The sequence below is a fragment of the Pelomonas baiyunensis genome, from assembly GCF_043555935.1.
Lineage (GTDB): Bacteria > Pseudomonadota > Gammaproteobacteria > Burkholderiales > Burkholderiaceae_C > Pelomonas > Pelomonas baiyunensis.
The window spans coordinates 397,026-420,820 of the sequence record NZ_JBIGIB010000002.1 but is presented as its reverse complement, the minus strand read 5'-3'; the positions used below and the strand labels follow the sequence as shown (position 1 = coordinate 420,820).

General features: G+C 68.5%; 24 protein-coding genes. 10 read left to right on the top strand and 14 right to left on the bottom strand.

The window, feature by feature from the left end; translation table 11 throughout:
- Positions 1 to 23 precede the first annotated feature (23 nt).
- The gene (locus tag ACG01O_RS08275; protein ID WP_394383422.1) at positions 24 to 662 is read left to right on the top strand and encodes a DJ-1/PfpI family protein; all 639 of its coding nucleotides are present in this window, start codon (positions 24 to 26) and stop codon (positions 660 to 662) included.
- Positions 659 to 1,840, top strand: coding sequence for an acetylornithine transaminase (locus ACG01O_RS08270; protein WP_394383420.1), 1,182 nt, complete (start codon positions 659 to 661; stop codon positions 1,838 to 1,840). The genes ACG01O_RS08275 and ACG01O_RS08270 overlap by 4 nt, the downstream gene beginning before the upstream one ends.
- Positions 1,841 to 1,895: 55 nt before the next feature.
- Here the strand turns inward: ACG01O_RS08270 and upp are convergent, their stop codons facing one another.
- The 5 genes from upp to ACG01O_RS08245 are packed head-to-tail and all read right to left on the bottom strand — an operon-like array spanning position 1,896 to position 5,476.
- Positions 1,896 to 2,528 (bottom strand): uracil phosphoribosyltransferase, encoded by a 633-nt coding sequence (upp, locus tag ACG01O_RS08265; RefSeq protein WP_394383419.1) that lies wholly within the window; start codon positions 2,526 to 2,528, stop codon positions 1,896 to 1,898.
- A gap of 33 nt (positions 2,529 to 2,561) precedes the next feature.
- Positions 2,562 to 3,314, bottom strand: coding sequence for a 23S rRNA (guanosine(2251)-2'-O)-methyltransferase RlmB (rlmB, locus tag ACG01O_RS08260; protein WP_394383417.1), 753 nt, complete (start codon positions 3,312 to 3,314; stop codon positions 2,562 to 2,564).
- Between the two features lie 23 nt (positions 3,315 to 3,337).
- Positions 3,338 to 4,138 (bottom strand): polysaccharide deacetylase family protein, encoded by an 801-nt coding sequence (locus ACG01O_RS08255; protein WP_394383415.1) that lies wholly within the window; start codon positions 4,136 to 4,138, stop codon positions 3,338 to 3,340.
- Positions 4,138 to 4,854, bottom strand: coding sequence for an acetyltransferase domain-containing protein (locus ACG01O_RS08250; protein WP_394383413.1), 717 nt, complete (start codon positions 4,852 to 4,854; stop codon positions 4,138 to 4,140). Before ACG01O_RS08250 ends, ACG01O_RS08255 begins: the two co-directional genes overlap by 1 nt.
- A gap of 7 nt (positions 4,855 to 4,861) precedes the next feature.
- On the bottom strand, positions 4,862 to 5,476 hold the full coding sequence (locus tag ACG01O_RS08245) for a DUF4124 domain-containing protein (RefSeq protein WP_394383411.1): 615 nt from the start codon (positions 5,474 to 5,476) through the stop codon (positions 4,862 to 4,864).
- Positions 5,477 to 5,551: 75 nt separating this feature from the next.
- Between ACG01O_RS08245 and ACG01O_RS08240 the strand changes: the two genes are divergently transcribed.
- The 3 genes from ACG01O_RS08240 to ACG01O_RS08230 all read left to right on the top strand — a co-directional run bounded on the left by ACG01O_RS08240 (position 5,552) and on the right by ACG01O_RS08230 (position 7,749).
- Positions 5,552 to 6,634 (top strand): S1C family serine protease, encoded by a 1,083-nt coding sequence (locus tag ACG01O_RS08240; protein ID WP_394383409.1) that lies wholly within the window; start codon positions 5,552 to 5,554, stop codon positions 6,632 to 6,634.
- Between the two features lie 22 nt (positions 6,635 to 6,656).
- The gene (locus ACG01O_RS08235; RefSeq protein WP_394383406.1) at positions 6,657 to 6,944 is read left to right on the top strand and encodes a DUF2695 domain-containing protein; all 288 of its coding nucleotides are present in this window, start codon (positions 6,657 to 6,659) and stop codon (positions 6,942 to 6,944) included.
- Between the two features lie 91 nt (positions 6,945 to 7,035).
- A complete protein-coding gene (locus ACG01O_RS08230; RefSeq protein WP_394383404.1) occupies positions 7,036 to 7,749 on the top strand; it encodes a YebC/PmpR family DNA-binding transcriptional regulator in 714 nt (237 codons plus the stop codon).
- On the opposite strand, the gene gcvA is transcribed toward ACG01O_RS08230, so the two are convergent.
- Positions 7,728 to 8,669, bottom strand: coding sequence for a transcriptional regulator GcvA (gcvA, locus tag ACG01O_RS08225; RefSeq protein WP_394383402.1), 942 nt, complete (start codon positions 8,667 to 8,669; stop codon positions 7,728 to 7,730). The two genes, ACG01O_RS08230 and gcvA, sit on opposite strands and share 22 nt — an antisense overlap.
- Positions 8,670 to 8,801: 132 nt before the next feature.
- Between gcvA and ACG01O_RS08220 the strand changes: the two genes are divergently transcribed.
- Genes ACG01O_RS08220 through ACG01O_RS08205 form a run of 4 tightly spaced genes read left to right on the top strand, consistent with a single transcriptional unit; the run spans position 8,802 to position 11,162 of the window.
- Entirely contained in the window at positions 8,802 to 9,056 is a 255-nt protein-coding gene (locus ACG01O_RS08220; RefSeq protein WP_394383400.1) for a DUF2917 domain-containing protein, read from the top strand.
- Positions 9,053 to 9,607: a GNAT family N-acetyltransferase gene (locus ACG01O_RS08215; protein WP_394383398.1), complete on the top strand. Its 555-nt coding sequence runs from the start codon at positions 9,053 to 9,055 to the stop codon at positions 9,605 to 9,607. Before ACG01O_RS08220 ends, ACG01O_RS08215 begins: the two co-directional genes overlap by 4 nt.
- A gap of 56 nt (positions 9,608 to 9,663) precedes the next feature.
- Positions 9,664 to 10,134, top strand: coding sequence for a GNAT family N-acetyltransferase (locus ACG01O_RS08210; RefSeq protein WP_394383396.1), 471 nt, complete (start codon positions 9,664 to 9,666; stop codon positions 10,132 to 10,134).
- Entirely contained in the window at positions 10,131 to 11,162 is a 1,032-nt protein-coding gene (locus ACG01O_RS08205; RefSeq protein ID WP_394384198.1) for an LLM class flavin-dependent oxidoreductase, read from the top strand. Before ACG01O_RS08210 ends, ACG01O_RS08205 begins: the two co-directional genes overlap by 4 nt.
- Positions 11,163 to 11,231: 69 nt before the next feature.
- On the opposite strand, the gene ACG01O_RS08200 is transcribed toward ACG01O_RS08205, so the two are convergent.
- From ACG01O_RS08200 to cyoA, 7 genes are all read right to left on the bottom strand, one after another.
- Positions 11,232 to 11,795, bottom strand: coding sequence for a response regulator transcription factor (locus tag ACG01O_RS08200; RefSeq protein ID WP_394383394.1), 564 nt, complete (start codon positions 11,793 to 11,795; stop codon positions 11,232 to 11,234).
- Positions 11,779 to 13,113, bottom strand: a complete 1,335-nt coding sequence (locus ACG01O_RS08195) for an ATP-binding protein (RefSeq protein ID WP_394383392.1) — start codon at positions 13,111 to 13,113, stop codon at positions 11,779 to 11,781. Before ACG01O_RS08195 ends, ACG01O_RS08200 begins: the two co-directional genes overlap by 17 nt.
- Entirely contained in the window at positions 13,113 to 13,820 is a 708-nt protein-coding gene (locus tag ACG01O_RS08190; protein ID WP_394383391.1) for an SURF1 family protein, read from the bottom strand. The genes ACG01O_RS08195 and ACG01O_RS08190 overlap by 1 nt, the downstream gene beginning before the upstream one ends.
- Before the next feature lie 175 nt (positions 13,821 to 13,995).
- A complete protein-coding gene (gene cyoD / locus ACG01O_RS08185) occupies positions 13,996 to 14,388 on the bottom strand; it encodes a cytochrome o ubiquinol oxidase subunit IV (RefSeq protein ID WP_394383389.1) in 393 nt (130 codons plus the stop codon).
- Positions 14,388 to 15,011, bottom strand: coding sequence for a cytochrome o ubiquinol oxidase subunit III (gene cyoC, locus ACG01O_RS08180; protein WP_394383387.1), 624 nt, complete (start codon positions 15,009 to 15,011; stop codon positions 14,388 to 14,390). The genes cyoD and cyoC overlap by 1 nt, the downstream gene beginning before the upstream one ends.
- 17 nt (positions 15,012 to 15,028) lie before the next feature.
- Positions 15,029 to 17,059 (bottom strand): cytochrome o ubiquinol oxidase subunit I, encoded by a 2,031-nt coding sequence (gene cyoB, locus ACG01O_RS08175; protein WP_394383385.1) that lies wholly within the window; start codon positions 17,057 to 17,059, stop codon positions 15,029 to 15,031.
- 3 nt (positions 17,060 to 17,062) lie between these two features.
- Positions 17,063 to 18,097, bottom strand: coding sequence for a ubiquinol oxidase subunit II (gene cyoA, locus ACG01O_RS08170; protein ID WP_394383384.1), 1,035 nt, complete (start codon positions 18,095 to 18,097; stop codon positions 17,063 to 17,065).
- A 155-nt stretch (positions 18,098 to 18,252) separates the two neighbouring features.
- Here cyoA and ACG01O_RS08165 point away from each other — a divergent pair, with 155 nt between their 5' ends.
- The gene (locus ACG01O_RS08165; RefSeq protein WP_394383382.1) at positions 18,253 to 19,587 is read left to right on the top strand and encodes an MFS transporter; all 1,335 of its coding nucleotides are present in this window, start codon (positions 18,253 to 18,255) and stop codon (positions 19,585 to 19,587) included.
- 93 nt (positions 19,588 to 19,680) lie between these two features.
- Here ACG01O_RS08165 and purL read toward each other — a convergent pair whose 3' ends face one another.
- Complete coding sequence (purL, locus tag ACG01O_RS08160; RefSeq protein WP_394383380.1) at positions 19,681 to 23,649, bottom strand: phosphoribosylformylglycinamidine synthase; 3,969 nt, start codon at positions 23,647 to 23,649, stop codon at positions 19,681 to 19,683.
- Positions 23,650 to 23,795 lie beyond the last annotated feature (146 nt).

The following is a 23,795-nucleotide window of genomic DNA, read 5'->3' as shown; positions in this document are numbered from 1 at the left end:
CCGTGCGCCGCACACTGCCGGCCATGAACAACCCCATCGCGGCAGGAGGCCGCAACCCCATGCACATCGGCATTCTGGTTTTTGACGAGGTGGAGCTGCTGGACATGGCCGGCCCCTACGAGGTGTTCACCACCGCCGCGCGCGTGCGTGCCCGCAGCCAGGCGGCCGGGGCTGACCCGCTGTTCGCGGTGACCACGCTGGCCCGCAACCGCACACCGGTGCGCGCACGCGCCGGCCTCGCGCTGACGCCCGACGCCACGCTGGCCGATCACCCGCCGCTGACCTGCGCCATCGTGCCCGGCGGCGTGGTGAGCGCCGAACTGCGGCAGCAAGAGACGCTGGCGTGGATCGCTGCGCAGCGTGGCAGCACGCGCCTGCTCGCCTCCGTCTGCACCGGCGCCCTGCTGCTGGCCCAAGCCGGCGTGCTGGACGGCCTGGCGGCCACCACCCACTGGGAAGACCTGGACGACCTGCGCGCGCTGCGCCCGGCGGTTTCGGTGCGCGAGGGCGTGCGCTGGGTGGACGAAGGCCCCGTGGTGACGTCGGCCGGCATTTCCGCCGGCATCGACATGAGCCTGCACCTCGTCGAGCGACTGCACAGCCGAGACCTGGCCCTGCGCACCGCCCGGCAGATGGACTACGACTGGAAGGACGCCGCATGAGCCTCCTCGGACACGACCTCATCACCATCACGCAACGGCCGGAGACGGTGTTCGTGGAAGGCCACGGCGCGTGGCTCATGGACGAACAGGGCAAGCGCCACCTGGACCTGATTCAGGGCTGGGCGGTCAACAGCCTGGGCCACAGCCCGGCGCTCATCACCGAGGCGCTGCTGGCCCAGTCGCGTCGCCTGCTGAACCCCAGCCCGGCTTACTTCAACCGGCCGATGCTGGACCTGGCGGCGGCGCTGGTGCGGGTGAGCGGCTTCGACCGCGTGTTCCTCGCGAACTCCGGTGCGGAAGCCAATGAAGGCGCGGTCAAGCTGGCCCGCCGCTGGGGCAGCCGCCACCGCGGCGGCGCGCACGAGGTGATCAGCTTCGAGCAGGGCTTCCACGGCCGCACGCTGGCCATGATGAGCGCGTCCGGGAAGCCGGGCTGGGACCGCATCTACGCCCCCATGCCCACAGGCTTTGCCAAGGCGCGGTTGAACGACATCGAGTCGGTCGCCCAGGCGATCACGCCGCAGACCGTGGCCGTGATGATCGAGTTCGTGCAGGGCGAGGCCGGCGTGGTGCTGGCCGACCCAGGCTTTGTGCGCGAGCTGCGCGCGCTGACCCGCGAGCGCAGCGTGCTGCTGATCGCGGACGAGGTGCAGACCGGCGTGGGACGCTGCGGCCAGGCATTTGCGTTCCAGCACTACGACGTCGAGCCCGACATCCTGACCCTGGCCAAGGGCCTGGGCGGCGGCGTGCCGCTGTCGGCCCTGCTTTGCCGGGAAGGGCTGAACTGCTTCGAGCCGGGCGACCAGGGCGGCACCTTCTGCGGCGCTCCGCTGATGGCGGCCGTGGGGCTGGCCATCGTGAACGAGGTGTGCCGGCCGGCATTCCTGGCCGAGGTGCGCGCCCGCGCCGAGCAACTCAGCGCCGGGCTGCAGGCCATCGTGCGGGACCACGGCCTGGTCGGCGAACGCGGGCTTGGCTTGCTGCGTGCGGTGGAACTGCCGTCCAACGACGCACCCGCCGTGGTGGCGGCCGCTCAGGCCTTGTCACCGGTCGGCCTGCTGCTCAACGCGCCGCGCCCGCATCTGCTGCGGCTGATGCCGGCGCTGAACATCAGCGCGGACGAAGTGGACGAAGGGCTGGCGCTGCTGCGCGAGGCGCTGAGGCAGGTGTTGGCCTGAGTTTGGGGCCGAGCGCCGGGCCGCCCCAAGCCGACTCGGTGCACCAAGCGAGGGGTCAACCCTCCTTCGTGCCGAAGATCTTGTCGCCGGCGTCACCCAGGCCCGGGATGATGTAGCCCACCTCGTTGAGGTGGCTGTCGATGGCGGCCGTCCAGCAGCGCACATCGGGGTGGGCGTCGTTCAGGGCCTTCACGCCCTCGGGCGCGGCCACCAGCACCAGGGCGCGGATGTCCTTGCAGCCGCGCGCCTTCAGCAGGTCCACCGTCGCGATCATGCTGCCGGCGGTGGCGAGCATCGGGTCGATGATCAGCGCGGTGCGGGCTTCGAGGTTGCCGACGAACTTGTCGAAGTAGTTCACCGGCTTGAGGGTTTCATGGTCACGCGCCAGGCCGACGACGGAGACCTTGGCGTTGGGCAGGATATCCAGCACGCCGTCCAGCATGCCCAGGCCTGCGCGCAGGATGGGCACCACCGTGACCTTGCGGCCGGCGATCTGGTCGATCTCGGCCGGGCCGCTCCAGCAGTTGATGGTGACCTTCTCCAGCGGGAAGTCGGCCGTGGCCTCGTAGGTCAGCAGGCGCGCCACTTCACCGGTCAGTTCGCGGAACTTCTTGGTCGAGATGTCCGCCTCCCGCATCAGGCCGATCTTGTGCTTGACGAGGGGGTGCTTGACTTCGATGACGGCCATGACGCGTTCCTTATTTCTACTGAATAGTCGGAATTATCGACGGGCCGCAGCCGTGCGCTGGCGCAGCACCTCGTACAGGCACACGCCCGAGGCCACCGACACGTTCAGGCTTTCCACCGCGCCGGCCATGGGAATGCGCACCAGTTCGTCGCAGGTCTTGGCGGTGAGCTGCCGCATGCCCTCGCCCTCGGCGCCCAGCACGAAGGCGATGGGGCGGGTGAAGTCCAGGTCGTAGATGGAGCGCTCGGCCTGGTCGGAGGTGCCCACCACCCAGATGTCGCGCTCCTTCAGTTCGTTCAGCGTGCGCGCCAGGTTGGTGACCATCAGGTAGGGCACGGTCTCGGCCGCGCCGCTGGCCACCTTGGCCACCGTGGCGTTCAGGCCCACGGCCCGGTCCTTGGGGGCGACCACGGCGTGCGCGCCGGCGCCGTCGGCCACGCGCAGGCAGGCGCCCAAGTTGTGCGGGTCGGTCACGCCGTCCAGCACCAGCACCAGCGGCGGGCCTTCCACGGCGTCCAGCACGTCGTCCAGCGAATGCGGCTGGGCGATGGTGGCCACGCGGGCCACCACGCCTTGGTGGCGCGGGCTGCCGGCCAGTTGGCTCAGGCGCTCGTCGGTGCTTTCCACCAGCTTGGCGCCGGCGTCCTTGGCCCGTTCGATGAAGGCCCGCATGCGCTGGTCACGCCGGGCCGGGTCGAAATGCACCTCGGCCACCGAGTCGGGGTGGGTCTTGAGGCGGACGGTGACGGCATGAAAGCCGAACAGGACGGACTTGGGAGAGCTCATGGGCGCATTGTCGGCGGTTCGCCTCAGCGGCTGGCCTGCCGGCGCGCGTTCTGGCTGATGTTGACCATGGTGTCCGTCCAGAAGCGCGCGCGGTGCTGGGCCAGGTGGTCCAGCAACTGGTCGTGCGCCTCGCGGGTCACGCTCAGGTGCTCGGCGCCCACACCGTGGAACAGCAGCGACACCATCGCCCCTTGCGCCGCGGCCTTTTCCACCAGCGCAATCAGCTGCTCGCCCGAGTAGCCCTCCACGAAGTACACCGGCATGGCGTACGGGTCCAACTGCGTGGTGTCGGTCAACAGGCCCGGGCCGGCCGCGCGAAACGCCACGAAATGGGGCTTCAGCGCTGCCACAAAGTCTTGGCCGCCGGCCTTCATGTCCAGGCACGGCGGCGTGAAGGTGCGGCGCGTTTGCCCGTCCAGCGCCTGCAGCCAGGTGTTGGCGGCCAGCACCTGTTCTTGCACGGCGGCGGCCAGTTGGCGGTCCAGGTTGCGGTGCGGCTGCACCCACTCGCGCCCCGGCCCGGTGGCGGAGCAGCTGTGGAACAGGCTGTGGTTGCCCAGTTCATGGCCCGCGGCCGCGGCGGCCTTCCATTCGTTCTGACGGCCGGGCAGCGTGGGGCCGTTGATGGGCACGTAAAAGCTCGCTCGCAGGCCGCGCTTGTTCAGCTGGGGAATGACGTGATCCAGCTGGCTGTCCAGCCCGTCGTCATAGCCCAGGCTCACGGCCGCCTTCGCGCCGTTCGGCCACACAAACGGCGCGGCCACTGCGGCACCGGCCGCCCACACCCCCCAGGCTGCCAGCAGCAGCCAGACCTTGGTTTTCATCACGCTCCCCTGAAGAACTGCGCCGCCGTCAGCGCGCCGATCAGCACCGGCTGGTGCACCATGTAAAAGCTCAGCGACCACCGCCCCAGCACGGCCAGCGGGCGCGGCGCCGGGCCATGCCACACGGCCGGCCGGGCGCGGGTCACGACGAAGCCCAGCAGCATCACGCCCAACCAGGGCAGCACGGGCACGTAGTCTTCGGTGATGGGTTTGTGCGTCACCAAGCCCACCCAGTTCGTCCAGCGGGTGTCGAACAGCGCGCTCGCCACCCCCTGCGGCGCCGCCACCGCCAACGCGGCCAGCACCAGCAGCACGATGTTGGGCAGGCGGCTCAAGCCCAGGCGCAACAGCAGCAGCATCACCGCCATGCCGTGCAGCACGCCGAAGCTGATCCAGCTGTTCGGGAACATCACCCACGACCCGGCCGACACCAACAGCGCGCAGCCGGCCACCTGTGCCCAGCGCCGCCAAAACCGCCGCGCGCCCTGCCCGGCCTGCATCGCCAGCGCCTGCCCGCCCCCCGCGCAGAACAGGAACAGGCTCACGATGGCCGTGCGCTGCCAAGTCCAGAACGGGTCGCGGTAGAAGTTCTGCTGAATCCAGCCGAAGTGGTTCAGGTCGAACGAAAAATGGAACACCGCCATCCAGACGATGGCGAAGCCACGCAAGGCATCAAGGCGGTCGCTGCGTTCGGAACCAGTCTGGGGCAAGGGCATCAACAACTCAGGGGCGGGGCGCGGACGCCGGATTCTGGCCCCGCTGCTGCAGCTCCTGGTTACGCCGCTGCGTCTTCTCTTCTTCCAGCCGCCGCTGGGCGATGCGGTCGCCCTCCACCGCGTGCGCCGCACTGTGCCGTGCCTCGGCCCGGGCCCGGGCCTCCTGCCGTGCGCGCTCGCTCAACTGGCTTTGCGCGGCCTGGGCCTCGCGGCTGACGGCCCAGTCTGCCTCGGTGTAGCGGCCCTGCCCAGCGCGGCACTGCAAGGCGCGCCGGGCCTCGTCTTGCATGAACTGCCGCTCAGGCGCGCCCAGCGAGTTGGAGGAGGCTCGCGTTTCCATGTTGCGGATCTCGCCCTCGCTGGGGCACACATTGGCCGGCGGCCCGCCCGCGCCGTCGGCCGGCGCCAAGGGCGGGCGCCCCATCGCAGCGTGCACCACTTCGGGCTTCAGGGCTTCCACCACATTCGCCTGCAGCTTGCGCTCGGCCAGCGGCTGACCCGTGCCCGGGCACGGCTTGTCGCTGAAGCGCACCTGGCCGTCCACCTCGCACTTCCACACCTGCTGCGCCTGGGCCTGCGGGGCCCACAAGGCCAACGTTGCAACCGCAGCCCAAGTGGCCATGCACGCCTCACGCCAACGCCGGGCCGCGGCCCCCACCAAAATACGTCGCATCACCATCGCTCCCTGGCTCGGTTCATGACCCAGCACTTGTTGACCCTTGCTTGCATCCTCGGCCTGGCGGCCGGCACCGTCAATGCCGAAGCCAAGACACCGGCGCAGCCCCGCGCCGTCGCCGCGCGCGGCGCGCTCGACGCCGAGGAACTGAACAACATCAGCGTGTTCAAACGCATCAGCCCGTCGGTGGTGCACATCACCACGCTGTCCGTGCAAAGAGATTTCTTCTCGCTGCGCACCAGCGAGCAGCCCAGCGGCACGGGCACCGGCTTTGTGTGGGACGACACGGGCCACATCGTCACCAACTTCCACGTCATCCAGGGCGGTGACCGCGCCACCGTCACGCTGGCCGACCAAAGCAGCTTCCCCGCCAAGCTCGTCGGCGCTTTCCCCGACCGTGACCTCGCCGTGCTGCGCATCGAAGCCCCGGCGACCAAGCTGCCCGCCATTCCCGTGGGCACCAGCCGCGAACTGCAGGTGGGCCAAAAGGTCTACGCCATCGGCAACCCCTTCGGGCTCGACCAGACCCTCACCACCGGCATCGTTTCGGCATTGAACCGCGAGATCGAGTCCGTCACCCGCCGCACCATCAAGGGCGCCATCCAGACCGACGCAGCCATCAACCCCGGCAACTCGGGCGGCCCGTTGCTGGACTCCGCCGGGCGGCTGATTGGCGTCAACACCGCCATCTACAGCCCCAGCGGGGCGAGCGCTGGCATCGGCTTTGCCATCCCTGTGGACGAGGTCAACCGCATCGTGCCGCGGCTGATCCGCGACGGCCGCTTCATCCGCCCCGTGCTGGGCGTGACCTCCGGCCCCGACAACCTGGGCAAAGCCCTGGGCGCGCCCAAGGGCGTGCTGCTGGTCAACGTGGCCGACGGCAGCCCGGCCGCCGCCGCCGGCCTGAAACCCTTCGGCCGCGACCGCAGCGGGCGCATCGTGCAGGGGGACGTCATCACCGCCGTCGACGGGCAGGCGGTGGCGGACCTGGATGACATGCTGTCGGTGCTGGAGACGCGGCAGATTGGGGAGAAGGTGACGCTCACCGTGTGGCGGGCTGGGCAAACGAGGAAAGTGGCCGCCACACTGGGCAGTTCGGACTAGCCTGACCGTGGGAGGAAGCGACATGAACACCACCGACCAAGATCGAAAGAAGGCCTGGAAGATTCAACAAAAGCAGCTAGCACGGGACGCCTTTCCCATCGCCGACGGATTGCTTGAATCGCTGTTTGATGCGGTTGACGCCGGCGTCGAGCAGTCTGGCTGCGACCACAGCCTGCGATTCACGACATCCTGGCTTTTGGAGCGGCGGCAGCCGAAAGACAAGGTTCTCTCCTGGCTTCGCGAACACGGCGGCTTTTGCGACTGCGAAGTCCTGGCCAATGCTGCAGATCATTGGGAGCAGAGCCGGTGAAGCTGCGCCGATGAACTACCCCGTACAGTAGCGCCCCGCCTTACTCGGCCACGCCGCGACGGGCTCAACCCAACCAGCGACAGGACACCCCATGGGCGCCCAATGGAAAGCCAAGCACAAAGACATCGCCGCCAACGCCAAGGGCAAGCTGTTTGGCAAGCTGGCCAAGGACATCATGATTGCGGCGCGCAACGGCGCCGACCCCAAAGACAACGCCAAGCTGCGCATGGCGGTCGAGGCGGCGCGCAAAGTGTCCATGCCCAAGGACACGCTGGACCGGGCCATCAAGAAGGGCGCCGGGCTGACCGGTGAGACCGTGCACTTCGAGCAGGTCATTTACGAGGGCTTTGCGCCGCACCGCGTGCCGGTGATGGTGGAGGTGCTGACCGACAACACCAACCGCGCCGCGTCGGACATGCGCGTGCTGTTCCGCAAGGGCCAGCAGGGCACGCCGGGCTCGGTGAGCTGGGACTTTGACCACCTCGGCCTCATCGAAGCCGAACCGGCGACGCCGGGTGCCGATGCCGACATGGCCGCCATCGAGGCCGGCGCGCAGGACCTGCTGCCGGCGGACGAAGACGGCGTGACCGTCTTTCTGACCGACCCGACCGACCTCGACCTCGTCAGCCGCGCCCTGCCCGCCCACGGCTTCACGGTGCTGAGCGCCAAGCTGGGCTACCGGCCCAAGAACCCCATCGCGGCCGATACCCTGACGGCCGAGCAGCTGGAAGAGGTGGAAAGCTTCCTGGCCGCGATGGACGACAACGACGACGTGCAGAACGTCTACGCCGGGCTGGCGGGCTGAGCCTCTGCCGCGCCGCACTCCTTCAACAGCCACTGCTCGAAGGCCTTCACCGCCGGCCTTGAACGCGCAGCCGGGTCCACGATGAGGCGATAGGCCCGCGCCGAGGCGATGCCGGCGTCAAACGGCGTGACGAGCTGGCCGCTGGCCAGCAGCGCGTCCACCAGCGGCCGCCGCCCCAGGGCCACGCCCTGCCCCGCCACGGCGGCGGCAATGGCCTCGGAATAGCTGGAAAAACTCAGCCGCGCCGCCGGCCGCAGGTCGGCCAGGCCCCAGGCGTTGAGCCACGGCTCCCACTCGGCGGGCATGCCGGCGCTGTCACCGTCCATGGCCAGGTGCAGCAGCGTGTGACGGGCCAAATCCGCCGGCTTGCGCAGCGGCAGGCCCAGCTCGCCCACCAGGCGCGGGCTGCAGACGGGCAGCATGGCCTCGGCAAACAAGGCCTGGCCCTGCGGCGCGGTCACGGGGCTGTAGCGAATGGCCAGATCGAAGCCCTCGCTGGCCAGGTTGCGGTTGCCCAAGCCGGCATCCAGCCGCACATCAATGCCCGGATGCGCACGGGTGAAGGCCGTGAGGCGCGGGATCAGCCACAGCGACGCGAAGCCCGGCGTCGTCGTCAACGCCAACACCTGGCGCTGGTGCGGCTCGCGCACGGTGCGCACGGCCACGCGCAGGGTGTTCAGCGCCGTGGCGCAGGCGGCGTGCAAGCGCTGGCCGTCTTCGGTCAGCGCGAGCGCGCGGTGGCGGCGCTCGAACAGCGGCACGCCCAAGGCTTCTTCCAGCACGCGGATTTGCCGGCTCATGGCCGACTGCGTGACGAAGCGCTCCTGCGCCGCCTGCGTGAAGCTCAGGTGGCGCGCGGCGGCCTCAAAAGCGGCCAGCAGTTGCAGCGGCGGCAGGTGATCGAGCGGTTTGTTTTGCATGCACTGAAGGAATGCGAAGCCTTCCGAATCATCGTTTGTCGGGTGCGGCGCTGGCAGCCACTATCCATGCCACGCGGTCGCACCGCAAGCATGACTTCACCGCATGCAGTGCGGCCGGATGAGGAGCCCACGATGCTGATCGACACCCCACCCAAGACCCGGCTGCTGCTGCAACGTGGCCAAACCTCGCGCCTGCCCGATGCGCGCGCCACCCACCTGTGCAGCGCGGCCGGCACGCTGTGGATCACCGTGGACCACGACAGGCGCGACTTTGTGCTGGAACCTGGCCAGTGCTTTGTGGTGCCCAACGGCGAGGGCGTGACCATCAGCGCGCTGAGCGGCCCGGCGGTGCTGGACCTGCGGCTGGCGACCGAGGCCCGGCCGTGACCACTGAAGCGCAGAGCCCCGCGGCGCTCGCTGGCGCGCAGGCGCCGCAGACCTGGCAACTGCCCGGCGGCGAGCGAGCCACCGTGCGCCATTTCCGGCACGACGACGCCGCGGCCGAAGAGCGCTTTTTCAACGGCTTGTCGCTGGACTCGCGCCACCAGCGCTTCCACATCGGGCTGCACCGACTGAGCCCTGCGCTGCTGAAGCTGTTGACCGAAGTGGATCAACATCTGCACCGGGCCTGGGTGGTGGAACTGCCGTTGGCCGAAGGGTCGGTGGTCATTGCCGATGCGCGCTTCATGCGCGACCCGGCACGCCCGGCGGTGGCCGAGTTCGCAATCGCCGTGGCTGACGACTTGCAAGGGCGCGGCCTGGGACGGCGCCTGCTGGCCCACCTCATCACCGACGCCCGCCGCCAAGGCGTGCACACACTGTTCGGCGACGTGCTGGCCGAGAACCGGCGCATGCTGGCGCTGGCGCGGGAGTTCGGCATGCGGCTGCGCGCGCATCCCGACGCCCCGCAACTCGTTCGGGCGGTTCATGCTCTCTGAAGGCGCGGGCGCCCAGGCTGGGCCTGGGCCTCTGGTGGCATGAGAAGCTTCGCCCCATGCTCCTGATTGCCTTCGAAACCGCCAACCAGCCCGAGGTCATTGCCCTCATCGCGGAGCTGGACGCCTACCAAGACAGCCTCTACCCCGCCGAGGCGCGCTACGCGCTGGACTTGAGCTCGCTGTGCCAGCCTCACGTGCTGTTCGCCGTGGCGCGAGATGAAGCAGGCACGGCGGTGGGATGCGCGGCCGTGGTGCTCAGCGATGCGTACGGCGAGATCAAGCGCATGTTCGTGCGCCCGGCGGCGCGCGGCCAGTGCGTGGCGCAAGCGCTGATTCGCACGCTGGAGCGGGCGGCCTGTGAGCGCGGCTGCCGGCAGTTGATGCTGGAGACCGGGCCATATCAGCCCGAGGCGCTGGCGTTCTACGTCCGCGAGGGATACGAGCGGCGCGGCCCGTTTGGCGACTACCCGGACCACCCGCTGAGCGTGTTCATGGGCAAAGCCCTGGCGCCAGAGGCCCCGCGCTGACAAGGCCACGCCAGCCTCGGCAAGATGCCGCCATGTCTATTCTGCCCCCGCTTTCCATCCTGGACCTCGCCCCCGTCGTGGACGGCGACACCACCCGCCAGGCCCTGCTCAACAGCCTGGACCTCGTGAAGCTGGCCGATGGCCTGCGTTACCAGCGCTATTGGGTGGCCGAGCACCACAACATGGAGGGCGTGGCCAGCTCGGCCACGGCAGTGCTGATCGGGCAGCTGGCGGCGGCGTCGACGCGCATCCGCGTGGGGGCCGGCGGCATCATGCTGCCCAACCACGCGCCGCTCACGATTGCCGAGCAGTTCGGCACGCTGGCCGAGTTGTTTCCGGGTCGCATCGACCTGGGCCTGGGCCGTGCGCCGGGCACGGACCGGCCCACCATGCGCGCCCTGCGCCGCAGCCTGGAAAGCACCGGGGAAGACGGCTTCCCGAACGACGTGCTGGAGTTGCAAAGCTACCTGGGCCCCGCAGCGGCGGACGCCCCGGTGCGTGCCGTGCCGGGCCAGGGCACGGCGGTGCCAATCTGGCTGCTGGGGTCGAGCCTCTATGGCGCGCAGTTGGCGGCCTACCTGGGCTTGCCGTTCGCGTTCGCATCGCACTTTGCGCCGGAGATGCTGATGCAGGCCCTGCAGATTTATCGCAGCACCTACCGCCCCAGCGAGCGCCACCCACGGCCCCACGCCGCGGTGGGCTTGAACGTGATCGTGGCGCCCACCGACGAGGAAGCCCGGCACCTGTTCACCTCGGTGCAGCAGCGGTTTCTGGGCATGGTGCGCGGCTGGCGCGGCAAGCTGCCGCCGCCGGTGGCGAGCATGGATGCGCTGTGGACGCCGGCCGAACAGATGCAGGTGGAGCGCATGCTGAGCGAGTCCCTCGTGGGCTCGCCCGACACGGTGCGGGCCGGCCTGCGCGCCACGGCCGAGCGCACCGGGGCCGACGAGTTCATCGTGGCTTGCGCCGTGCACAGTCATGCGCTGCGGCGGCGCAGTTATGTGTTGCTGGACGAACTGATCGGCTGAGCGGCATTCGGCAACCCGAGGGGGCTCAGGCCGTGCGCGCTGGCCGACAGCCGTCGCGGCGTGCCGGGCTTACTTGATGCGCTGCTTTTCCAGCTTGCGCGCCAGCGTGCGGCGGTGCATGCCCAGGCGGCGGGCGGTTTCGCTGATGTTGAAGTCGGTCTCGGCCAACACCTCGTGGATGCGTTCCCACTCCAGGGTCTTGATGGACGCGGTTTGGCGCTCGGTCACTTCCACCTCCGCGTCGCCCTGCTTGCGGGCGAAAGCGGCCTCGATGTCATCGGTGTTGGCCGGTTTGGCGAGGTAGTGGCAGGCGCCCAGCTTGATGGCTTCCACGGCGGTGGCGATGCTGGCGTAGCCGGTGAGCACGACGATCAGAACCTCCGGGTCCCAGACGTGCAAATGCTGCACGCAGGCCAGGCCCGACGCGCCCCCGGCGAGCTTGAGGTCCACCACCGCGTGGCCGAGTTCTTCGTCCTCGGGCAAGGCGTCCAGCAGGGTTTTGAGGTCGTCCAGCCCGGTGGCGCGCCGCACCCGCCAGCCGCGGCGCTCGAACGAGCGCGCCAGCGTGCGGGCAAAGCTGTCGTCGTCTTCGACGATGAGCAGCAGGCGGTCGTGTTCAGCGGCTTGGGGCATGGGGCGCGGATTGTCGGGGGAGCAAGGACGCCAAGGGCAGCGTGAGCACCACTTCGGCGCCGCCTTCCGGCCGGTTGCGGGCTTGCAGCCGCCCGCCCAGCGTGCGGGCCACGTTCACGCTGAGGAACAGCCCCATGCCCCGACCCGGCTGGCCCTTGCTGCTTTGGTAGGGGTCCCCGAAGTGGGCCAGCATGTCGGCGCTGAAGCCGGGGCCGGCGTCGAGCACGCTCAGGCTCAAGCTGCCGTCGTCGGGGCAGGTGGCGCGCAACGTCAGAGGGCAGCCGGGGGCGGCTTCGGACGCGTTGTCCAGCAGGTTGCCCACGACCTGCTGCAGTGCGGTGTCGGAAATGATGTCCCGCGCGGGCAAGGCGTCAGCTTGCAGGCTGAGTTCGGCCTGCGGGTGGGCGTGGCGCCAGTCGGCCGCGAGTTTGGCGACGAAGTCCGGCAAGCGGGTCAAGGCCGGGGCCTCGCCGCGCATCTCGCCGGCGGACATCAGGATGCCGCTGACGATGGCTTTGCAGCGCAGGATCTGGCGCTGCATTTCCTCGATTTCTTCCCGCAGCTCGGGCTCGGCCGCGAACGGCGCCATGTGGGCCCAGTCCCCCAGGATGACGCTGAGCGTGGCCAGGGGCGTGCCGAGTTCATGCGCCGCTCCGCTGGCCAGCAGGCCCATGCGCACGATGTGCACCTCTTCGGCCGCACGCTGCTGCAAGGCCGCCAGTTCGGCATCACGCTGCCGCAGGTTGCGGTTGATGCGCACGATGAACACGCTGACCAGGCCCACGTTCAGCAAGAAGCACAGCAACAGCCCACCCAGGTAGTTGGGCGACAGCAGCGTGGGGAAGTTGGGGTCCAGCGCCAGCGGGCGGTGCCACTGCATCAGCATCACAAAGCCCGACACCGCGCTGCTGATGACCGCCAGCAAATACACCGGCCGCAGCAGCACCGAGGCCACGGCCACTTGCAGCAGGTAGAGGTAGATGAAGGGGTTGTCGCTGCCGCCGGCCAGGTAGAGCTGGCCGGTGAGCACGCCCACATCGACCAACAACGCCACACACAGCTCGATCTGCGACACCGGCTGCGTGAGCCGCGCCCGCCACAGGCTGAACAGGTTGAACGCCACCAGGATGCCCAGCAGGCTGAGCATCTCGGCCCACGGCAGCGCGATGCTCAAGCCCGCGTGCACCACCAGCACCGTGGCGAGTTGCCCGCCCACGGCGAGCCAGCGCAGTTCGATCAGCTGGCGCAGGTTGGCCTGTCCGGCGCGCCGCTCGGGCGCCACGGCCACGGCTTCGGCGGTGGGGGCTGGGGTGGACATCAGGCGGGCACGCGCCGGCGTTCTTCGCGCCACAGGTACACCGCCGCAGCGGCGGACATGGCCGCGAGCGCCAGCCAGGTGATGGCATAGACCGCGTGATTGTTGGCGAAGTGCAGCACCGTGAGGCCCGGGCGCGGCCAGCGGCCGGGCTGGGCGGCATCGGCCACCTCGTCCACAAAGTACGGCGCCACGGGCCCGGCCACGCCCAGTTGGGCAGCAATGCCGGCCACGTCCCGCGAGTACCAGCGCCCTTCTGCGGGAACGTTGGCGCGCAGCGGGCCGCCGGTGATTTCGGTCAAGCGCAGCAGCCCGACGAGTTCCACTGGGCCGACCGGCGCAAGCCGGCGCGCGGGGTCGCGCTGTTCCGGCGGCACGAAGCCGCGGTTCACCAACACGGCGCGGCCGTCCTCCAGCCGCAGCGGGGTGAGCACCCAATGACCGCCGCCCAGCGCAGTGGTGGCTTGCACCAAGGCCTCGGTGGGTTCAAAACGCCCGACCAGGCGCACGCGGCGGTACTCGTCGGCGCGGCTCACGGCGGCATCCGCGGCCGGGGGCGGCACAGGCGCCGCCTGGGACTGGCGCTCGACTTGAGCGATGAGCGACTGCTTCCAGCCCAGGCGTTGGAACTGCCAGGCCGCCAAGGCCACGAAGCCCAGGCTGGCCAGCGCTGCGGCAACGATCAGGGCGATGCGCGCGAGACGACTCATCGGGCCTGCTCCACGCGCGCGGCGGGTTGCGCGGGTCGCGCGCGGGGCCGCTCCCAAGCCGGCCCGCCCTGGCGATGTGCTTGCGGCTCGAAGCCGCAGGCATCGCCGCCCCCTGAGGGGGCCGGCTGGGCACGCCCACGTTCCGTGAGGCGGGGCCGGACGAGGGGCTTCACGTTCAGGGCATGTTGCGCATGGCCGCCGGGTCCGGCGTGGGCATCATGTTGGCGTTCATGTGGTACATGACCCAGACCGAGCCGGCCAGCATGATGACCACCAGCGCCACCGTGAACAGCAAGGCCAGCATGGACCAGCCGCCCTCGACCTTGGCGTTCATGTGCAGGAAGTACACCATGTGCACCACCATCTGCACCGCCGCAAAGGCCAGGATGACCAGGCCGGTGACCTTGGGGCCGGGCAGCACCTTGGCCATGACCAGCCAGAAGGGAATCGCCGTCAGGATGACCGACAGGATGAAGCCCGTGGCGTAACCCTTGTAGCTGACGTGGAAGTCCTGCTCGCCGTCGAAGTGGTCGTCGTCGTGATGACCGGTGTGGTGTTGGGCAGCCATTACATCGACCCCATCAGGTACACGAAGGTGAAGACGCCGATCCAGACGACGTCCAGGAAGTGCCAGAACATCGACAGGCACATGAGGCGGCGGCGGTTGGGTGCCGTCAGGCCGTGCTTGTTCACCTGGAACATCAGCGTGACCAGCCAGATGCAGCCAAAGGTGACGTGCAGGCCGTGCGTACCCACCAGCGTGAAGAAGCTGGACAGGAAGGCACTGCGCCCCGGGCCCGCGCCTTCATGGATCAGGTGCTGGAACTCATAGATTTCGATGAACAGGAACCCCAGCCCCAGCAGCCCGGTCACGGCCAACCAGCCCAGCACCTGCGCCTTGCGGCGGGCCTGCATGCCGATCATGGCGAAGCCGTAGGTGATGGACGAGAACAGCAGCAAAGCCGTGTTCAGCGCCACCAGCGGCAGGTCGAACAGGTCCGCCCCCGAGGGGCCGGCGGCGTACGAGCGGCCCAGCACGGCGTACACCGCGAAGAGCACTGCAAAGATGAGGCAGTCGCTCATCAGGTACAGCCAGAAGCCCAGCATGGTGCTGTTGGGCGGGTGGTGGGCGCCCGCGTGGTCGTAATAGACCGGCGCGCCGTTCACGTGCGTGGCAACAGATGCAGTCATGTCAGCTTGTCTCCAGGTCAGGCTGCGTGGGCGGCCGCGGCCAGCGCGCGGGTGCGCTCGGCTTCCGTGCGGGCCACCGCATCGGCCTGGATGTGATAGTCGCGGTGGTAGTTGAAGGTGTGCACGATGCTGGCCACCACGGTGGCCAACAGGCCCAGCGCCGCCAGGATGTACATGTGCCAGATCAGCGCAAAGCCCATGGCCGTGGCCAGCATGGCGATCACCACACCGGCTCCCGTGTTCTTGGGCATGTGGATGGCGACGAAGCCTTGCGTCGGGCGCGCCACGCCGCGTTGCTTCATGTCGTGCCAGGCGTCCATTTCATGGGCGATGGGCGTGAAGGCGAAGTTGTAGTCCGGCGGCGGCGAGGAGGTCGACCACTCCAGCGTGCGGCCACCCCAGATGTCGCCGGTCACGTCGGCCAGTTCCTTGCGGCGCCAGATGCTGACGGCGATCTGCACCAGGAAGGCGCCGATGCCCGCGGCCACGATGGCGCCACCGATGGCGGCCACAACGAAGTACGGCTGCAGCGACATGTCGTCGAAGTGGCTGACGCGACGGGTCACGCCCATCAGGCCCAGCGCATACAGCGGCGTGAAGGCCACCCAAAAGCCGATGAACCAGCACCAGAACGACACCTTGCCCCAGAAGGCGTCCAGGCGGAAGCCGAAGGCCTTGGGGAACCAATAGTTGATGCCGGCGAACACGCCGAACACCACGCCGCCGATGATGACGTTGTGGAAGTGGGCGATCAGGAACAGGCTGTTGTGCAGCACGAAGTCGGCTGCGGGCACCGCCAGCAGCACGCCGGTCATGCCGCCGATGACGAAGGTCACCATGAAGCCGATGGTCCACAGCATGGGCACTTCAAACTTGATGCGCCCGCGGTACATGGTGAACAGCCAGTTGAAGATCTTGGCGCCCGTCGGGATCGAAATGATCATCGTCGTGATGCCGAAGAAGCTGTTCACGCTGGCGCCCGAGCCCATGGTGAAGAAGTGGTGCAGCCACACCAGGTAGCTCAGGATGGTGATCACCACCGTGGCGTAGACCATGGACGCGTAGCCGAACAGCTTCTTGCGGCTGAACGTGGACACAACTTCCGAGAAGATGCCAAACACCGGCAGCACCAGGATGTAGACCTCGGGGTGGCCCCAGATCCAGATCAGGTTCACGTACAGCATGGCGTTGCCGCCGAGGTCGTTCGTGAAGAAGTTGGTGCCGAGGTAGCGGTCTGCCGTCAGCAGGGCCAGCGTGGCCGCCAGCACCGGGAAGGTGGCGACGATCAGCACGTTGGTGCACAGGGACGTCCAGGTGAAGACGGGCATCTTCATCATGGTCATGCCCGGCGCGCGCATCTTGATGATGGTGGCGATCAGGTTGATGCCCGACAGCGTGGTACCCACGCCCGCGATCTGCAGTGACCAGAGGTAGTAGTCCACCCCAACGTCCGGACTCGCCATCAAACCCGACAGCGGCGGATAGGCCAGCCAGCCGGTCTTGGCGAATTCACCCACGAACAGCGAGATCATCACCAACACGGCGCCGCCGGCGGTCATCCAGAAGCTGAAGTTGTTCAGGAACGGGAAGGCCACGTCGCGCGCGCCGATCTGCAGCGGCACGACGTAGTTCATGAATCCGGTCACGAAGGGCATCGCGACGAAGAAGATCATGATCACGCCGTGGGCCGTGAAGACCTGGTCGTAGTGGTGCGGCGGCAGGAAGCCGGCGTTGTCGCCGAAGGCCATGGCCTGGTGGGCGCGCATCATGATGGCGTCGGCAAAGCCGCGCAGCAGCATCACCACGCCCAGCACGATGTACATGATGCCGATCTTCTTGTGGTCGATGCTGGTGATCCAGTCACGCCACAGCGGGCCCCACAGGCGGAACTTGGTCAGCAGCGCCAGCACGGCCAGGCCGCCCAGGGCCACGGCAAGGAAGGTGCCGATGAGGATGGGCTCGTGCAGCGGAATCGCATCCCAGCCCAGGCGGCCGAGGATGGGGTGCAGCGTGTCGAGCGCCTGATGTTGTGCAGCAGGATTGGACATGGCTCAGTTCTTCTTCACGGCCGCCGAGGCGTCCGCGGTGTCGAGAGGGAGGCCCAGCGGGTTGGTGGGCGTGCACAGGGCAGCCACGACCGTGCGGTCGCGCTGCAGGCCGTCGGCGTCACGCCACGGGCTGCGCATCGTGCTGGCCACGCCGCCCTTGCCGGCGCCGCCGGCCGCGTCGATGGCCATCATCTGGCTGGAACACATCTTCTTGCCGTCCACGCAGCGGTCGACGATGGCGCTCCACAGGCCCGGCTCCACGCTGGCAAAGCGGCGGATGGGTTCCTTGGTGCTCGGCTGTTCCAGTTGCAGGTAGTCCGCCCGCGTCAGCGTGTTGCCGCCAGCCTTGTTGGACTGCACCCACTGCGCGAACGCGTCGTCCGACAGGCCATGGAACTTGAAGCGCATGTCCGAGAAGCCAGCGCCGCTGTAGTGGGCCGAGAGGCCGTCGTACACGCCGGGCTTGTTGATGACGGCGTGGAGTTGCGTCTCCATGCCGGGCATCGTGTAGATCATGCCGGCCAGCGCGGGCACGTAGAAGGTGTTCATCACCGTCGTGGAGGTGAACCGGAAGTGAATCGGGCGATCCACCGGCGCGGCCAGCTCGTTCACGGTGGCAATGCCTTGCTCCGGGTAGATGAACAGCCACTTCCAGTCCATGGACACGGCGTACACCTCCAGCGGCTTCACGTCAGCGGCCAGGGGTTTCTCTTCCGAAATGCGGTCCAGCGGGCGGAAGGGGTCGAGCTTGTGGGTGCTGATCCAGGTGATCGCGCCCAGCGCAATGATGATCAGCAGCGGCGCACCCCAAATGACCAGCTCCAGCCGGGTGGAATGGTCCCAATCCGGCGTGTAGGTCGCCTCCGTGTTGGATTGCCTGTATCGGTAGGCAAAGTACAGCGTCAGCACGATCACCGGCACGATGATCAGCAGCATCAGCAGCGTGGAAGTGACGATGAGGTTGGCTTGCTGCTGGGCGATGTCGCCGTGGGGCTTCATCACCACACCGTTGCAGCCCGCGAGAAGAAGTCCCAGCATGGGGACCGACGCGCGGCGAAGGAGAGTGTGATTGGGGTACATCCTGAGAGGCACGCGAGGGTTAACGATCTTGCGGGCAGCGACGGAATGTAAGTTGATTGAGCTAAATCAACGATTGGACATTTTGTCCTAGGCACAAACGGAGACACGCCATCATGGGCATCGCGAGCAGTACCTTCCAAGCCCCCAATTCCCGGCCGGTTCTGGGCCGTTCCGACGCGGATCTGGCCCCGGGTGACATCGCCGTTGGCGTCATCATTGGCCGAGCGTCCGAGTACTTCGACTTCTTCGTCTTCGGCATCGCCTCGGTGCTGGTGTTCCCCCAACTCTTCTTCCCGTTTGCAGACGGGCTGACCGGCACGCTGTACGCCTTCCTGGTGTTCGCGCTGGCCTTCGTGGTGCGCCCGGTGGGCACGCTGATCGGCATGGAAATCCAGCGCCGCTTCGGCCGCTCGGCCAAGTTGACGGCCGCCCTCTTCCTGCTGGGCTGCTCCACGGTGGCCATGGGTCTGCTGCCGTCCTACCGCGAGGCTGGCGAAACCGCCATCGCCCTGCTGGCCCTGTGCCGCGTGGGTCAAGGTCTGGCGCTGGGTGGATCGTGGGACGGCCTGCCCTCCCTGCTGGCCTTGAACGCCCCGGCCCACCGCCGGGGCTGGTACGCCATGCTGGGCCAACTGGGGGCGCCGCTGGGCTTCTTCGTGGCCTCGGGCGTGTTCCTGTACGTGTACGGCAGCCTGGACACCAAGGACTTCTTGTCCTGGGGCTGGCGCTTCCCGTTCTTCACGGCCTTCGCCATCAACGTCGTGGCGCTCTTCGCCCGACTGCGCCTGGTGGTGACGCATGAATACGAACAGCGCATGGAAGAGCATGAGCTGGACCCGGCCCGCCTGGGCGAGTTGCTGCCGGCCCAAGGCCACCACATCGTGATCGGCGCCTTCGCGGCACTGGCCAGCTACGCCCTCTTCCACCTCGTCACGGTGTTCCCGCTGTCGTGGGTTCACCTGTTCGAAGGCACGGGCGGCGCGGCCGACTTCATGAAGATGGAGCTGCTGGGTGCCGCGTTTGCTGCCGCGGCCATGCCGATGTCAGGCCTGATCGCCGACAAGATCGGGCGCCGCAGCTTCCTCGGTTCCCTGGCGCTGGCCATCGGCGTGTTCGCGCTGTTCGCGCCCTTCATGCTGGGCGGCGGCAAGCCCGGCCAGGCGGCCTTCATCCTGATCGGCTTTGTGCTGCTGGGCTTGTCGTACGGCCAATCGGCGGGCTCGGTGACGTCCAACTTCCTTCCGCACTTCCGTTACACCGGTGCAGCCCTGACCGCCGACATGGCCTGGCTGCTGGGCGCGGCCTTTGCGCCGGCGGCCGTGCTGTACCTGTCGTCGCGCTTCGGCCTAGGGGCCGTCAGCGTGTATCTGCTGTCGGGCGTGGCCTGCACGTTGGTGGCCCTGCGCGTGAACAAGCGCCTGCGCAGCGCCGCGGTTGTGCAAGACTGAACCGACACTGAACCCACAAAAAAGCGGGCCCTCGGGCCCGCTTTGTTTTGGTGAGTGCTGGTGGGCGCCGCCCACCGGCGGCCCCGCCGCCGATCAGCCCAGCGCCTTTCGTGCGTTCTGGAACATGCGCAGCCACGGGCTGTGCTGGGCACGGTCACCCGAGGTCCAGCTCATCTGCACGTTGCGGAACACGCGCTCCGGGTGCGGCATCAGCGCCGTGAAGCGGCCGTCGGCCGTGGTCACCGAGGTCAAGCCGCCCGGGCTGCCGTTCGGGTTGAACGGGTAGGTCTCAGTGGCGGCACCCTGGTTGTCGACGAAGCGCATGGCCGCGATGGCCTTGGCCGCATCCCCTTGGCGGGCGAAGTTTGCAAAGCCCTCACCGTGCGCCACCGCGATGGGCAAGCGGCTGCCGGCCATGCCCTGGAAGAACACGCTGGGAGACTCCAGCACCTCCACCATCGACAGGCGCGCCTCGAACTGCTCGCTCTGGTTGCGCGTGAAGCGCGGCCAGGCGTCGGCTCCCGGAATGATGGGCGCAAGCGCGGCCAGCATCTGGCAGCCGTTGCACACGCCCAGGGCCAGCGTGTCGGGCCGCGCGAAGAAGGTGCGGAACTGCTCGGCCAACACCGGGTTGAACATGATGCTGCGCGCCCAGCCTTCACCCGCGCCCAGCGTGTCGCCATAGCTGAAGCCGCCGCAGGCCACGAAGGCCGCAAAGCCGTCCAGCTTCACTGCGCCTGACTGCAGATCGCTCATGTGCACGTCGAAGCTCTCGAAGCCGCCCAGCGCCATCGCATACGCCATCTCGACGTGCGAGTTCACGCCCTGCTCGCGCAGGATGGCCACCTTGGGCCGCGCGCCGGTGATAACGGCAGGCGCTTCGGGCGTGAACGTGAGGTGCACGTGCATGCCGGGGTCGCTGGCCTGGCCCGCCGCAGCGTGCTCGGCGTCGGCGCAGGCCGGGTTGTCGCGCAGCTGGGCGATGCGCCAGCTCACCTCGTCCCAGGTCTGCTGCAGCGCGCCCAGGTCGGCGCCGAACACCTTCTTGGCATCGCGCCAGACTTCCATCTGACGCGCCGCGTTCGGCTTGGCCACCACGTGCGAATGCTTGGACAGGCCGTGTGCGCGCAGCACCTGCAGCGCCGCGTCGCGGTCGGCCGCACGCACCTGAATCAGCGCACCCAGTTCCTCAGCGAACAGTGCCTTGAGCGTCAGCTCGTCCCGGCGTGCACCCACCTGGGTGGCCCAGTTCTTGGAGTCACCCGTGTCCGCACGGCTGTCGGTGATGCCGTCGCCTTCCGTCACCAGCAGGTCCACGTTCAGGCTCAGGCCGGTCTGGCTGGCAAAAGCCATTTCGCAGGCCGCCGCCCACAAGCCGCCGTCCGAGCGGTCGTGGTAGGCCAGCAGCTTGCCTTGGCCGCGCAGTTCGTTGACGGCGTGGACCAGCGCCACCAGCTGTTGCGGATCGTCCAGGTCAGGCACGTCGTTGCCGAACTGGTTCAGCGTCTGCGCCAGGATGGAGCCGCCCAGGCGGTGCTTGCCGTTGCCCAAGTCCACCAGGATCAGGCAGGAGTCTTCACGCTGCCACTCCGGCGTGAGCGTGCCCCGCACATCACCGATGCTGGCAAAGGCCGACACGATCAGCGACACCGGCGCGGTGACTTGGTTGGCGTCCCACTTGGTACGCATGGACAGCGAATCCTTGCCCACCGGGATGGACACGCCCAGCGCCGGGCACAGCTCCATGCCCACCGCCTTCACGGTGTCGAACAGTGCTGCGTCTTCACCGGCTTCGCCGCAGGCGGCCATCCAGTTGGCGCTGAGCTTCACACGCGGCAGCTCGATGGGCGCGGCCAACAGGTTGGTGATGGCCTCGGCCACGGCCATGCGGCCCGAGGCGGGCGCGTTCACCGACGCCAGCGGCGTGCGCTCCCCCATGCTCATGGCTTCGCCGGCAAAGCCGTTGAAGTCCGCCAGCGTGACGGCGCAGTCCGCCACCGGCACCTGCCACGGGCCCACCATCTGGTCGCGGTGGTTGAGGCCGCCCACGGTGCGGTCGCCAATGGTCACCAGAAAGCGCTTGTTGGCCACGGTCGGGTGGCGCAGCACGTCGAACGCGGCCTTTTCGAGGCTCACGCCCGTCAGGTCCAGCGCGCCGCCATCGCGGGCCACGCGGGTCACGTTGCGGTGGGTCTTGGGCGGCTTGCCGAGCAGCACGTCCATGGGCATGTCGATGGGATGGTCGTCGCCGGCCAGGTCATCCACCAGCTGCAACTGACGCTCTTCGGTCGCCACACCAATCACCGCGAACGGGCAGCGCTCGCGCTCGCAGAAGGCCTGGAACTGCGGCAGGCTTTCCGGCGCGATGGCCAGCACGTAGCGCTCCTGGCTCTCGTTGCACCAGATTTCCTTCGGGGCCAAGCCCGACTCTTCCAGCGGCACGTTGCGCAGATCGAATCGCGCGCCGCGGCCGGCGTCATTCACCAGCTCAGGGAAGGCATTGGAGATGCCACCCGCGCCTACGTCGTGGATGGCCAGCACCGGGTTCTCGGCGCCCAGGCCCCAGCAGTGGTTGATGACTTCCTGCGCCCGGCGCTCGATCTCCGGGTTGCCGCGCTGCACCGAGTCGAAGTCCAGATCGGCCGTGTTCGTGCCCGCCGCCATCGACGACGCGGCGCCGCCGCCCATGCCGATGCGCATGCCCGGGCCACCGAGCTGAATCAGCAGCGTGCCGGCCGGGAACTCAATCTTCTTGGTCAGGTCCGAGCGGATCGTGCCCAGACCGCCCGCGATCATGATGGGCTTGTGGTAGCCGCGGCGCACGCCGGCGACGGTCTGCTCAAACACGCGGAAGTAGCCGGCCAGGTTGGGCCGGCCGAACTCGTTGTTGAAAGCCGCGCCGCCCAGCGGGCCTTCGATCATGATGTCCAGCGCGCTGGCGATGTGGGCCGGCTTGCCGACCGGGTTCTGCTCCCACGGTTCGCTCAGCCCCGGCAGGTGCAGGTTGGACACCGAGAAGCCCGTCAGGCCCGCCTTGGGCTTGGAGCCGCGGCCGGTGGCGCCTTCGTCGCGGATTTCACCGCCCGCGCCAGTGGACGCGCCCGGGTGGGGCGAAATGGCGGTCGGGTGGTTGTGCGTTTCCACCTTCATCAGCACTTGCGCCTGCTCCGCCCGCGCCGCGTAGGGCGCGCCCGCCGTGGGCGCCGGCATCCAGCGCTGGATGGCATGGCCTTCCATCACGGCGGCGTTGTCGGAGTAAGCAATGACCGTGTGCTGCGGGTTCAGCTTCTCGGTGTTGCGGATCATGCCGAACAACGACAGCGGCTGAGCCTCACCATCCACCGTGAAACTCGCGTTGAAGATCTTGTGCCGGCAGTGCTCGCTGTTGGCCTGCGCGAACATCATCAGTTCCACGTCGCTGGGGTTGCGGCCCAGCTTCTTGAAGTTGGTTTCCAGGTAGTCGATCTCGTCGCCCGACAACGCCAGGCCGAACTCAACGTTCGCCTTTTCCAGCGCTGCGCGACCGGCGCCCAGCACGTCCACATGGGCCAGCGGTTCGGCGGTGCGCTCGTCGAACAGGTGTTGCGTCTCGTCGCGGCTGAAGCAGGCCGACTCGGTCATCCGGTCGTGCAGCAGTGCGGCGCAGGCGTTCAGTTCGTCAGCCGTCAGCGGCTTGGCGCCGCCCAGGCCCAGCAAGCTGTTCTTGGTGGCGATGCGGTACTCCACCACACGCTCCACGCGCTTGAGCACCAGACCGCAGTTGCGGGCGATGTCGGTGGCCTTGGACGCCCAGGGGCTGACCGTGCCGAAGCGCGGGGTCACCACCACCAAGTCGCCGGTGGCGTCGGCCACGGCTGGCTCGCCGTAGGTCAGCAGCGCGGCGAAGCGCTCACGGTCGGCGTCTTGCAGGGGCGCGTCGGTCCAGACCCAATGCACCGCACGGGCCGTGATGCCGGTGATGCGGGCACTGACCTCTTGCAGCCGGGCCAACAGGGCCTGAGCGCGGAAGTCGGAAAGGGCGTTGCCGCCCTCGAAGTGGGTCAGATGCGAGGTCAGGGCCATGGAGTCCGGAAGCAGGCTGGGCGCGAGTCGGGGCTCGCGGTTCTCGGGGGCGCCGGCCCGGAGGCTCGGAACGGCGTGCGGCGGGCGGGATTCTACTGAGGCGCTCACCGCCCGCACCGCCGAGCACCGGGTTGACGCGCATCGCC

Excerpts from the sequence above, each read along its gene's own strand:
- ACG01O_RS08275 (WP_394383422.1), top strand. The coding sequence starts at position 24 with ATGAACAACCCCATCGCGGCAGGAGGCCGCAACCCCATGCACATCGGC.
- ACG01O_RS08270 (WP_394383420.1), top strand. The coding sequence starts at position 659 with ATGAGCCTCCTCGGACACGACCTCATCACCATCACGCAACGGCCGGAG.
- upp (WP_394383419.1), bottom strand. The coding sequence starts at position 2,528 with ATGGCCGTCATCGAAGTCAAGCACCCCCTCGTCAAGCACAAGATCGGC.
- rlmB (WP_394383417.1), bottom strand. The coding sequence starts at position 3,314 with ATGAGCTCTCCCAAGTCCGTCCTGTTCGGCTTTCATGCCGTCACCGTC.
- ACG01O_RS08255 (WP_394383415.1), bottom strand. The coding sequence starts at position 4,138 with ATGAAAACCAAGGTCTGGCTGCTGCTGGCAGCCTGGGGGGTGTGGGCG.
- ACG01O_RS08250 (WP_394383413.1), bottom strand. The coding sequence starts at position 4,854 with ATGCCCTTGCCCCAGACTGGTTCCGAACGCAGCGACCGCCTTGATGCC.
- ACG01O_RS08245 (WP_394383411.1), bottom strand. The coding sequence starts at position 5,476 with ATGGCCACTTGGGCTGCGGTTGCAACGTTGGCCTTGTGGGCCCCGCAG.
- ACG01O_RS08240 (WP_394383409.1), top strand. The coding sequence starts at position 5,552 with ATGACCCAGCACTTGTTGACCCTTGCTTGCATCCTCGGCCTGGCGGCC.
- ACG01O_RS08235 (WP_394383406.1), top strand. The coding sequence starts at position 6,657 with ATGAACACCACCGACCAAGATCGAAAGAAGGCCTGGAAGATTCAACAA.
- ACG01O_RS08230 (WP_394383404.1), top strand. The coding sequence starts at position 7,036 with ATGGGCGCCCAATGGAAAGCCAAGCACAAAGACATCGCCGCCAACGCC.
- gcvA (WP_394383402.1), bottom strand. The coding sequence starts at position 8,669 with ATGCAAAACAAACCGCTCGATCACCTGCCGCCGCTGCAACTGCTGGCC.
- ACG01O_RS08220 (WP_394383400.1), top strand. The coding sequence starts at position 8,802 with ATGCTGATCGACACCCCACCCAAGACCCGGCTGCTGCTGCAACGTGGC.
- ACG01O_RS08210 (WP_394383396.1), top strand. The coding sequence starts at position 9,664 with ATGCTCCTGATTGCCTTCGAAACCGCCAACCAGCCCGAGGTCATTGCC.
- ACG01O_RS08200 (WP_394383394.1), bottom strand. The coding sequence starts at position 11,795 with ATGCCCCAAGCCGCTGAACACGACCGCCTGCTGCTCATCGTCGAAGAC.
- ACG01O_RS08195 (WP_394383392.1), bottom strand. The coding sequence starts at position 13,113 with ATGTCCACCCCAGCCCCCACCGCCGAAGCCGTGGCCGTGGCGCCCGAG.
- ACG01O_RS08190 (WP_394383391.1), bottom strand. The coding sequence starts at position 13,820 with ATGAGTCGTCTCGCGCGCATCGCCCTGATCGTTGCCGCAGCGCTGGCC.
- cyoD (WP_394383389.1), bottom strand. The coding sequence starts at position 14,388 with ATGGCTGCCCAACACCACACCGGTCATCACGACGACGACCACTTCGAC.
- cyoC (WP_394383387.1), bottom strand. The coding sequence starts at position 15,011 with ATGACTGCATCTGTTGCCACGCACGTGAACGGCGCGCCGGTCTATTAC.
- cyoB (WP_394383385.1), bottom strand. The coding sequence starts at position 17,059 with ATGTCCAATCCTGCTGCACAACATCAGGCGCTCGACACGCTGCACCCC.
- cyoA (WP_394383384.1), bottom strand. The coding sequence starts at position 18,097 with ATGCTGGGACTTCTTCTCGCGGGCTGCAACGGTGTGGTGATGAAGCCC.
- ACG01O_RS08165 (WP_394383382.1), top strand. The coding sequence starts at position 18,253 with ATGGGCATCGCGAGCAGTACCTTCCAAGCCCCCAATTCCCGGCCGGTT.
- purL (WP_394383380.1), bottom strand. The coding sequence starts at position 23,649 with ATGGCCCTGACCTCGCATCTGACCCACTTCGAGGGCGGCAACGCCCTT.